We start from the raw sequence: 10209 nt of genomic DNA, 5'->3' as shown, positions 1-10209 counted from the left end.
CGGTCTTAAAGCCATCCGCTGCGGCGGTGCAGCCGACTTCTCTTCGGCCTGCGCTTCACCCCCGGTTGGCTCGGATGCCGCGTCCTTCTCGGCCTCCGGATGTCTTTCCTGGTGCCTTTCCGGGCCCCTTTCCGGATGTCTTTCCGCGTGTCTTTCCGCGTGTCTTTCCGCGTCTCTTTCCGCGACTCTTTCCGCCACCAGGACGGATGAATTCTCTGATGTTCTTGGCCCGTGCACGCTCGTCCCTGTTTCAGTCCTGGCAGGCGATGCGCCTTCCGGTTCGGCTACCGCGGTTGGATTCGATACTCGGCGATCGTCAGCGGATTCCGCAGGCGAGCGGTGGGGTACGCCGTTGGCCGCCCCGTGACCATAGCTGTCCCCGCCTCCGCCGACAAAAAAGTCACGGAGTTTTTCCGCCACATCTTCGTCCACTGAGCTGGAATGGGTCTTCTTCTCGGTTACGCCAAAGTCCGGCAGCTTGTCGAGAATCAGGTTGGCCTTGATTTCGAGGTCCCGCGCCAGCTCATTGATACGAATCTTCTTCATAGCAAAAGCGATAAAATTACTCCTGAGGGTTCGTAGCCTGGCTGGTCGGTCCGATTACATCACCCTCATCTCCTTCTAGGCGTGCTTCTTCGCCGGTAGCTTCCATGGTAACAAAGTTAGCGTCCGGCGCTTCGTCCGCGACCGGGGCCTCGCCGGTAGCAGCGGCTTCCATCGCGGCGGAGTGACCCTCGCTTTCGCTCGGGCTCGGTACGGGTAATTCGGGATCGGCTGGGGTTTCCCCCGGCGCTTCTTCGGGCGCTTCTTCCGGGGCTTCTTCCGACGCTTCTTCTGCGTAGGGCTGGCCGTAATAGCTATTCACCGCGGTCTGGATGCGGTCAATGGTTTCACCATCGATGCCCGGGATTTCCTCGAGCTGCTCGGGGGTCATATCGCCCAGCTTCTCCACCGTCCCAATGTTGCCTGCGACCAGCATGTCGACGATTTGGTCCGGCAGGCCGTGCTCGATGAGAATCGAAACCGGCGAACCCTGCGCGAGCGCCTGCATCGCGTACTCGACTTCCTGGCGCTTCTCTTCCTCACTCTTAATATCGATCTTCCAGCCCAGCAACTTGGCGGCAAGACGGACGTTTTGCCCTTTCTTACCGATCGCCAGTGAGAGCTGCGAATCGTCGACGATCACTTCCATGTGCTTGCCGGCCGGATCGAGCACCGTCACGCGGCTGATCTTCGCCGGACTCAGCGCATGCGTCGCAAACTGCACCGGATCTTCCGACCACTCGATGATGTCGATCTTTTCGCCGCGCAGTTCGCGAATGATCGACTGCACGCGCATGCCTTTCATACCCACGCAGGCGCCGACGCAGTCCACATCGCGGTCGCGGCTCCAGACCGCGATCTTGGTGCGCTCTCCGGCTTCCCGCGCGCAGCCTTTAATTAGAACCGTGTTGTCGTAAATCTCGGGGACTTCCTGCTCGAAGAGACGCTTCACCAACTCGGGATCGGCGCGCGATACCAGCACTCCCGGACCTTTGCTCGACTTATCCACTAACTTGATTACGCAACGGACACGGTCGCTCACGCTATAAGTTTCGAGGCGGGACTGCTCCTTCTTAGGTAGGCGCGCTTCGGTCTTGCCGAGGTCGACCACGACATCCAGACCTTCAATGCGCTTGACGGTGCAGTTCACCAATTCCCCGGCGCGGCCGGAGTACTCCTGATAAATCGTGTCGCGCTCCGCTTCGCGCACTTTTTGAAAGATCACCTGTTTCGCGGTCTGGGCCGAGATGCGGCCGAGCCCCTCGGTGGGCTTCTGAATACGAACGTCGGAGCCGATTTCCGCGGCCGGATCAATCCGATGCGCTTCCGCCAGCGTCATCTCCTTGACCGGATCGGTAACCTCGTCGACGACCTTCTTAACGGCGTAAAGGCGGATCGATCCCGTGCGTTCTTCCAGGTCCGCGATCAGGTCTTCCGTCGTTTTGAAATGCTTGCGCGCAGCGATGAGCAGGGCATCTTTGACCGCGTCCAGCACGATCTGGGTGTCGATGCCCTTTTCCTTGCTCAGCATCTCGATTGATGAATAAATGTTTTCCAAAGTTCAGCCTCTAACCGAGCGGGATCTACCACTCGAATTTCAAATTGGCGCGGTCGATCTGTTCATATGCGATGTGCAGGCGCTCGCCGCCGGGTACATCCAGCAGCACGCCCGCGTTTTCGGTCCCGGCCAGCGTGCCTTCGACAAAGCGCGATTTGCGCTCCGCGCCTTCTCCCTGTTTGAGGACCAGTTTGGCTTTCTGCCCCTGAAAACGCTCGAAATCCCGGGGTTTTTTAAGCTTGCGCTCGACTCCCGGCGAACTGACCTCGAGAGTGTATTGGTCCGGCAGGATGTTCTCGGCATCGAGCAGCGCGCTCAGCGCGTGCGACATTCGTTCACAATCCCCATGGGTCACGCCCTGGGGCTTGTCGATTGAAATTCGCACAAGCTGGTTGCGTCCACTGCCTTTGAGTTCGACCTCGACGATTTCAATATGTTCCGTTTCGGCCGCGCGTTCAGCGAGTTGTTCAACCCGCGCGACCGTAGTCTGCCTCGATATGGCTCCCATTCGCTTTTTCCGCGCGGCATCGATATGACATGACCGAGCAATAAAAAAGTGGGCTTTCGCCCACCACAATTGACCGCCGCTTCAGTTACTAGTTTAGCGCTTTTTGTTGCAATTGCAAGACTTTGATGGGATCGGCAAAAGCTCTTGAAGCGGAAAGACCTTTCCTTCTTCGGCCGCGCTTCACGGCGGCGTACCGTTCCTTTGCAAAACACCGTTGGCTCACGCGCGCGGCTGCCAGCGGCGGACCCTCCCTCTCGGTCGGGCTCGGAGTGGGGCGGTACGGTCGCCTTTCATCTTTGGTTGTGAACCGAAGGGTCATGCCGAACTCGGCAGAATCGGCGCGGATACTACCGCGGGCTGCGAGCGACAGGCATACGTGAAGCACCGACAGACTCCTCTGTGATGCAGTGTCTTTTAGCTCCAGGCGATGCGGTATTCAATCGCGCCGACCTTCCGATGAGTGATTCGTATCACACAATTGTGTTGCCCCAAAGAATGCAATTTCTATTGCATTCCTGTATAAAAGGTCGTGGACACACGGGAAACGCCGAGCGCGAGATCAAGCCCGCGATGTTACTTCCACCACCTCTTTGCATTCATACCTTCTCTTTCGGGGGCACTCTATGACTTTACGGAAGCTATGTTTTTTGTTCGGCCCAGCGCTATGCGGAATGGCTTCGATCGCTTTGGCGCAGACCGGCACCACGACAACAGTGACTGCGACGCCGAATCCGGCGCTGGCGGGCAGTGCGGTAACGTTAACCGCGACGGTTAACTCTGTCGCCGCCACGGGGCGCGTCACGTTCTATACGGGCGCCACCGTTGTTGGGGACGCAGCGCTTTCGAACGGAACGGCCCAACTGAGCACGGTGCTGCTGCCCACGGGAGCGCAGCCTATCCGCGCGAGATATCAGGGCGGACCCGGTTACAACGCCAGCGTCTCCAACCCCTTCACGGTCACGGTGATTTCGACGAGCTCGACCTCCTTTGCGCCGCAAGTCACCTACGCCGTGCAGATGGTTCCCTATGGCGTCGCCGTAGGGGACTTGAACAACGACGGAATTCCGGATCTGGTGATTCCTAACGAAGGCTCCGGCACTTTCAGCATTCTGCTGGGCGCAGGTACTGGAACGTTTTCCCCAGCGGCTAATTATGCCGGGCCGTCGCTTCCCTACGCCGCCGTGATCGGCGATTTCAATCAGGATGGAAAGCCGGACATCGCGGTGGTCGATGACGAGGCCGGCGGTAGCTTCATCATGATCTTCTTAGGTAACGGTGACGGCACCGTTCAGACGCCGCCGTTGAAAGTGTCCGTGCAAGGCACGGCTCAATCGGTGATCGCCGTTGATCTGAACGGTGACGGACTGCTGGATCTCGCGGTCGGCACCGATAACGGTATGGATGTGCTGATTGGAAACGGCACGGGCGCGTTTCCTACCCAAACCGCAATTGCGCTCGCCGGCACGCCCCGGCAAATCATCGGAGCCGATTTCCGTAACATCGGGACGACCGATCTTGCGGTGGCAATCTATGGGGCCAACGCCGTTGACATCCTCCTGAATAATGGAAATGGAACGTTCCCAGCTCCCGTGGCGCTAAGCGCCGGGCAGAACCCGATTTCGCTGGCGGCCGTTGACGTGAACAATGACGGCTTCCTTGACCTCGCGGTCGCGAATGCCGAAGCCGCGACAGGCGCCGGAGATATCAGCGTCCTCTTAGGAAACGGGAACGGCACGTTTCAAGCGGCCGAAAACCTTCCGTCCTTGCCGACTGGAGACTATCCCTACTATGTGATTGGCGGTGACTTTAACGGCGATGGCAACCAGGATTTTGCGGTCAGTAATTTCGGCGCGAACTCGGTTTCTATCTACTATGGCTCGGGCAATGGACAGTTCAGCGCGCCGACCGGGATCGCTGTCGGAACTCAACCGGTCGGCTTGGCCGCCGCGAACTTCACCGGCGGCGGAAGTCTCGACTTAGCCGTAGCGAACTCGGGGTCGAGTGATGTAGGCGTCGTTCTGGGAACGGGGACTGGTTGCGCGGTTACTGTTTCGCCCAATCCGCTCTACGTGAATTCTGTCGGCGGCGCTTTACCACTTACCGTCACCCCGGTCGGGGCTTCGTGTTCCTACGCGATCAGTACGGATCAGCCGGGATTCGTTCACCCCGGCTCCAGCTCGGGCAGCGGCGCCGGCACGATCACCGTCACAGTCGACCCGAATACTACGGGCGCGGATCGAACTGCGAACCTGTTTGTTGGAACGACAACGGTTCCGATCACGGACTACTTCACAACCCAGGTCTTTTTGGACGTGCCGCCGGGTTCGTTTGCTTTTGACGCGATTAACCTGATGTATCAGTATGGGGTAACAATGGGGTGCGCGTCCGGTTACTTCTGCCCAACTGACAACGTCACTCGCGCCCAGATGGCGGTTTTCATTGTAACCGGAATCTATGGCGGACCCAACTTCCCGGCTCCGTCGCAAACTCCTTACTTTGCGGATGTGCCGCAGGGCTCGTTCGCCTTCGACTATATTCAGAAGCTGTACGAGTTGGGGATCACGGACGGTTGCGACTCAGTACCGGACTTCTGTCCGACGCAGCCCATCATCCGGGGCGGCATGGCGAAGTTCATTATTCTGGCGAGATACGGCGCTGCAACGAACTATACAATACCTTCTACCTTGTATTTCCCGGTCGATGTTCCGCCTTCCTATGTCTTCTATATGCCGATTGAGCGCATGGCGGAGGATGGGATCACCAGCGGATGCGCCCCCAACGAGTTCTGCCCGAGCGATGATGTTCTACGCGACCAGATGGCTGTGTTCATCATGCGCGGCGAATACAACCTGTTACTGCCACCCACCGAACCGCTCATTACTTCCATTTCGCCGAATACTCTGGCAGTCGGTGGAAGCGGAACATTCACTATCACGGGGTCGAACACGACCTTTAACAGTTCAACCGTAATCGTGCCGGTGGGTGGAGTCACCGCGTCGAACATCGTTGTCACTTCGCCCACTACTATGACTGCGACCTTGACCTCAGCGCCGGGATCGGCTGCAAACCCGGTGTCCATCTATGTGCAGACGGAGCCGCAGGAAGCCGTGCTGCCCAACGGTCTGACGTTGACCGTACCCCAATAACTACGGATGGAACAACTCCAGGCGAGCGTGGTAAGTCACCGACTCGCCTGGTTTCAACATTATCATGCCGGTCGGCTTGCCCTTCCATACCGGGCTAAAGGGATCGGCCAGGTTGAACTGAGGCTCGACGACGACAAACTGCTTACCTGTGGGTGCATAGACCTGCATCGCTTTGACTTGGGGTGTATCGGAGATGATACGAATCCCGTATCCCGACGCCGGATCGATTACTTCAGCGACTACCTTGCCGTCGGTGCGAATCAGGTCGGTGAAGGTATCGTCCATGAATAAGTCGCCGAGAGTATGGCCGCCTTTAGCGGTGAAGTCGAACGGAGTTCCGGAGACGTTCTCGATGGTTCCGAGCGGCAGCACTTCGTCGTAGTTATTCGCCGGCGCGCGCTTAGTGGCCGGGATGAGAAGCTTCGCTTGCTCGCGCTTTCCGCTAAGAATTCGGAAGTACGGATGCCATCCGATACCGAGCGGCAGCGGCTTATTGCCGCTGTTAGTCGCGATGACTTGCAGGTCGAAGGCGCCTTTGTCCAGAGTCGATTTGAATTGCAGCTTTGTATCGGAAGGCCAGCGGCCGCCGAAGTTACCGGCGTCGAGAGTGCCGCGAGCGGAAGTCCGCGTAGTCGACACGTTTTGGATCCTGGCATCGAGAATCAGGCCATGCATCGCGTATTGGCGCGCGCCCGGCTTATTGCCGCCCCAGTTCGCCGGTAGCGTTTCGTGCGTGCCGGCGATATCCGCAATGATGTCGCGGCCGTTATTCGTCATGGGCCCGGTGATGCGGTTGGCGTAGGGGATCAGGATCGCGCCGCCGAAGCTGAAGCTCTTGTTACCGATGCGATCGTCGGGTCCGCCGTTCAAGATCGCCGCGCCTTCGGAGAGCGGAGGCGATTCCAGGAGACCGACTTCGCCGTGGCCGGGAATCCACGCTTTCACCTGATAGATGTTCCAGCCGCGGCCCGGCAGAATCTCGGCGGACGTGAACTGAAGATCGTTCCCGGTGTGACCGCGTTCGAGGAGAACCGGCTTGGCTCCGCCGACTTCAGGTTCGGCGGCGGAGATCGGGTTATTGAATGGTCCCTGCATCAGTGCTGTCAGGGCAATCGTGATGCCTAGTCGGGTCGCTTTCATGTTTATTGGGCCGGCTTGCCGTCAGCTGCGTTCGGAGAGCTATTGGGGGGCTGCTCATCGGACGGGCGCGCCGGCGCGTCGGTGCCGACCTGTCCGCGGCCTGAGCCGACCTTCGGATCGCCTGTCCCCTCTTTGGTGGCAGTCACGCTGCCGTCGAGCCCGTCGCCCTTTTCCGCATCGGGGCGGCCCGCTGTATCGCGATCATAGTGACAACCGACAGTTCCGGCCGCGGTTCCGGCCAGTAGGAGGGCGGCGGCCAACAAGGTTGAAGGACGTTTCATTGTCATGGCAATTCTAGCGCAGCCGCCGAAGTAAACTGACGATACACATATGGATTCGACCGCGAAGCTTCTCCTCTCAACTCTACTCTTTGCGAGCCAGGTTTTGTCGCAAACCTATAAGGTTACCGGCTCGATCCCGATCGGCGGCACGGGCGGCTGGGATTATCTCTACGCCGGCGCCGCGGGGCGGCGGCTCTACGTCTCGCACGGGACCGAGGTCGTGGTGGTTGACCTGGATTCCGAGAAGGTCGTGGGGACGATCGGCGGGATGCAGGGCATTCACGGGATCGCGATCGCGGAAGCTTTGGGCAAGGGCTTCATCAGCGACGGGCGCTCCAACGAGCTGGTTGCGTTCGATCTGAAGAGCCTGGCGGTGAAGCAGAAGATCGCTACGGGGCAGAATCCGGATGGCCTTGTCTACGATCCGTTCTCGAAGCGCGTGTTCACGTTCAATGGGCGAAGTCAGGACGCGACGGCGGTGGACGCGGAGACGGGCACAGTCGCGGGCACCATCGCGTTGGGCGGTAAGCCGGAGTTCCCCGCCTCGGATGGTAAGGGCAGCATCTACGCGAACATCGAGGACAAGAACGAGATTGTTCGCATTGATCCGCGGACGCTCGTGGTGCAGGCGCGCTGGTCGATCGCGCCTTGCGAGTCTCCATCCGGGTTGGCGATCGACGCCAAGAGCCGGCGGTTGTTCGCGGTCTGCGATGGCGGCAAGATGGCCGTGGTGAACGCCGATTCGGGGAAGGTGGTGGCGACACCCGCGATCGGAGAGGGTCCGGATGCGGCCGCGTTCGATCCGGGGAGTAAGCTCGTGTTTTCGTCCAATGGCCAGGATGGAACTTTGACGGTGATCAAGGAAGCGGGACCGGATAGTTACGCGGTGGTTCAGACGGTGAAGACGCAGCGGGGCGCGCGGACGATGGCGCTGGATACAGAGACCCATCGAGTGTATCTGGCTACGGCTACTTTTGGCGCGGCGCCTGCTGCTACCGCGGCGAATCCTCATCCCCGGCCTTCGATTGAGCCGGGGTCGTTTAAGGTATTGGTTGTTGGTCAAGTCAAAACCAATTAGCCACGGATGAACACAGATAAACACGGATAATACAATGGCCTTTCTATTCTATTGGGATGGTTAGGTCTATGGTGACTTGTTTTGCCGCGTTTAGCTTGTTGAGGAGTTTCTCTTTTGACCACCAACGTTTGTACTTGGCTTTCAGCGTGTAATCGGTGTCGCGGCTGAGATCGTGGAAGTAATATTTGCCGTCGTCTCTGGTTAGGTAGGATTGGATTTCCATCGAGCGTGAGTTCTCGATTTGTACGGCGGCTCCGGGGAGCGGGTTGCCGCGGCTATCGGTCACGACGCCGGTTACCGCCCGGCTACCCTGACCGAACGCGCCGGTTACTAGCGCCAGGACAATGAGTGCTGTTCTTTTGAACATCTACTCGATTGATCCTCGGAGTACCGTGATCGATCCGGGTTCCAGCGTGTAGAGTGTGCCGGAACCACCGGGTTGCGAGGACGTGGTGAAGGGACCGTCCGGTTGCGCGTACCCGTAAGCGTTCTCGGGATGCCAGGTATATTGCTGCTCGCCGAACGTGACTTGGGTCACGGAGCCGCTGAAGTAGTGCTGGGACGTGTCGCTGAACGTTACTGTCACCGGGTGGGCATTGTCCTGATCTTTATTGATTAGAAGGAGCGACCATTGTCCATCCGGGCGGAGTAGCGCATAGGATGTGACTAGCGCCGCGCCGGATTGGGCCACCAGATTGGTCGATGCCGGGTAGACGTAATGCGTGGCGTTTACCGGATCGGACCATTGCTGCGTCAGGATCTGGGCCGAGAAGTACTGCGAATCGTACTCGAGGATCCTACTTTGCGGCGTGGCTACAAACATTCCGTAGTTCGCCCAGGAGTTACATTCCGAAGATGAGAACAGCGGCAGCGGTTCGTATTCGTAGTAGTAAGCGCCGCTGCCGCCAAGAGTTAGGAAGACGCCGACGAAATCGGAGTACCAAAGCGCGCCGAACAGCGATACCTGATGCGCATCGTAATCGTAGGCTACATTCGTTTCCGTCGAGAAGATGGGCGTGCCGGCGGGTAAGCCGTCCTGCTTCCAGGTGGCTAGTGTCCGGGCCGTGTAGGAAGGTTCTTGTTGGAGCAGGTCCCAGGTAATCTGGCAAGGTACGTACGGATAGTGCTCATAGGACATGAAAGCCAGTTGATCGATCGCGCCGTGCACGGTGAGGTATTGGAAGAAGCGATTCAGCCAGGAGCGATTGCCGCTGGCATTCGGCCACGCATACACTTCCTGATCGCTTTCGAGCACGGGTCCGCCTAGTCGCAGGTCGGGGTCGACGGCATGCAGCGCTTTCGCCCACTGAACGTAGAGCGCGGCGTAGTCTTCAGGCACGATGAACTGGCCATCCGGCTCTTCGCCCATCTCAACGTATCCGATGTTGTAGCCTTTCGATTCGACATAGGCGAGCTCATTGGCGGCGCTTTCGGGGGTGCCGTAGAGCATGGTGACGGGGATGACGGCCGGGAGACCGCGCGTGATTCCGCTGGTGAAGACGAGGTCGAGTCCGGCTTGCTCTTCGCCGGTTTCTTCGAGCGCGGGGGTGTGCCAAGAATCGACGGAGGAGCAGTAAGTGATGGTTTGGTTTTGATTGGGCGCGTGTTGGACGAGGTCGACGAATTGCCCGCTACCGTTGATTGTTCCGATGCCTATTTCGTTGACCGCGTAGCCCATGCAGTCCCGAGGATCAACCGCCGGTGTTTCGACGCAGGTGCCTGATGGGGCGGTCATCAGGACACGCACGAACTCGACATTAGTTGTCGTCGCGCCGAGCTGAAGGGTGACGATTCCGCCGGTTCCGCCGGTAACCGTTCCGTTGGGGAGAGTAATCCAATTGCCTTCGTTATCGGTATAGAGCGGATCGGGACCGGTCCAGTACTGAATCTTGTATTGAGTCGCATAGGGATTGGCCCAATTGATCTGGATGGCGTTGACCGGCTGCTTCGATCCG

9 protein-coding genes are annotated in these 10209 nt (G+C 58.9%); 2 read left to right on the top strand and 7 right to left on the bottom strand.

Annotation, left to right across the window (positions count from 1 at the left end; genetic code table 11):
* The 3 genes from H1Y01_RS14425 to rimP form a co-directional block, all read right to left on the bottom strand.
* Positions 1-546, bottom strand: a 546-nt coding sequence (locus H1Y01_RS14425) for a translation initiation factor IF-2 N-terminal domain-containing protein (RefSeq protein ID WP_180541214.1), incomplete at its 3' end; no start/stop codon positions are given.
* Between the two features lie 16 nt (positions 547-562).
* The gene (nusA, locus tag H1Y01_RS14420; RefSeq protein WP_180541213.1) at positions 563-2101 is read right to left on the bottom strand and encodes a transcription termination factor NusA; all 1539 of its coding nucleotides are present in this window, start codon (positions 2099-2101) and stop codon (positions 563-565) included.
* A 25-nt stretch (positions 2102-2126) separates the two neighbouring features.
* Positions 2127-2609 carry a ribosome maturation factor RimP gene (gene rimP, locus H1Y01_RS14415; protein ID WP_180541212.1) on the bottom strand — a complete coding sequence of 161 codons (483 nt, stop codon included), beginning with the start codon at positions 2607-2609 and terminating at the stop codon, positions 2127-2129.
* A gap of 671 nt (positions 2610-3280) precedes the next feature.
* Here rimP and H1Y01_RS14410 point away from each other — a divergent pair.
* Positions 3281-5755, top strand: coding sequence for an FG-GAP-like repeat-containing protein (locus tag H1Y01_RS14410; protein WP_180541211.1), 2475 nt, complete (start codon positions 3281-3283; stop codon positions 5753-5755).
* Here H1Y01_RS14410 and H1Y01_RS14405 read toward each other — a convergent pair whose 3' ends face one another.
* Together H1Y01_RS14405 and H1Y01_RS14400 are read right to left on the bottom strand one after the other, a co-directional pair.
* Positions 5756-6895 (bottom strand): aldose 1-epimerase, encoded by a 1140-nt coding sequence (locus H1Y01_RS14405; protein ID WP_180541210.1) that lies wholly within the window; start codon positions 6893-6895, stop codon positions 5756-5758.
* A gap of 2 nt (positions 6896-6897) precedes the next feature.
* Complete coding sequence (locus H1Y01_RS14400) at positions 6898-7176, bottom strand: hypothetical protein (RefSeq protein ID WP_180541209.1); 279 nt, start codon at positions 7174-7176, stop codon at positions 6898-6900.
* A 49-nt stretch (positions 7177-7225) separates the two neighbouring features.
* Here H1Y01_RS14400 and H1Y01_RS14395 point away from each other — a divergent pair, with 49 nt between their 5' ends.
* Positions 7226-8254 carry a YncE family protein gene (locus H1Y01_RS14395; RefSeq protein WP_180541208.1) on the top strand — a complete coding sequence of 343 codons (1029 nt, stop codon included), beginning with the start codon at positions 7226-7228 and terminating at the stop codon, positions 8252-8254.
* A gap of 43 nt (positions 8255-8297) precedes the next feature.
* Here H1Y01_RS14395 and H1Y01_RS14390 read toward each other — a convergent pair whose 3' ends face one another.
* Both H1Y01_RS14390 and H1Y01_RS14385 read right to left on the bottom strand, forming a co-directional pair.
* Positions 8298-8621 carry a carboxypeptidase-like regulatory domain-containing protein gene (locus H1Y01_RS14390; RefSeq protein WP_180541207.1) on the bottom strand — a complete coding sequence of 108 codons (324 nt, stop codon included), beginning with the start codon at positions 8619-8621 and terminating at the stop codon, positions 8298-8300.
* A partial coding sequence (locus H1Y01_RS14385; RefSeq protein ID WP_180541206.1) for a glycosyl hydrolase family 5 occupies positions 8622-10209 on the bottom strand: 1588 nt, incomplete at its 5' end.

It is taken from the genome of Nevskia soli, from assembly GCF_903970205.1.
In the GTDB taxonomy this organism is placed as follows: domain Bacteria; phylum Acidobacteriota; class Terriglobia; order Bryobacterales; family Bryobacteraceae; genus Bog-113.
This window is presented reverse-complemented; position numbering and strand designations above follow the sequence as displayed.

Excerpts from the sequence above, each read along its gene's own strand:
- rimP (WP_180541212.1), bottom strand. The coding sequence starts at position 2,609 with ATGGGAGCCATATCGAGGCAGACTACGGTCGCGCGGGTTGAACAACTC.
- H1Y01_RS14410 (WP_180541211.1), top strand. The coding sequence starts at position 3,281 with ATGGCTTCGATCGCTTTGGCGCAGACCGGCACCACGACAACAGTGACT.
- H1Y01_RS14405 (WP_180541210.1), bottom strand. The coding sequence starts at position 6,895 with ATGAAAGCGACCCGACTAGGCATCACGATTGCCCTGACAGCACTGATG.
- H1Y01_RS14400 (WP_180541209.1), bottom strand. The coding sequence starts at position 7,176 with ATGAAACGTCCTTCAACCTTGTTGGCCGCCGCCCTCCTACTGGCCGGA.
- H1Y01_RS14395 (WP_180541208.1), top strand. The coding sequence starts at position 7,226 with ATGGATTCGACCGCGAAGCTTCTCCTCTCAACTCTACTCTTTGCGAGC.
- H1Y01_RS14390 (WP_180541207.1), bottom strand. The coding sequence starts at position 8,621 with ATGTTCAAAAGAACAGCACTCATTGTCCTGGCGCTAGTAACCGGCGCG.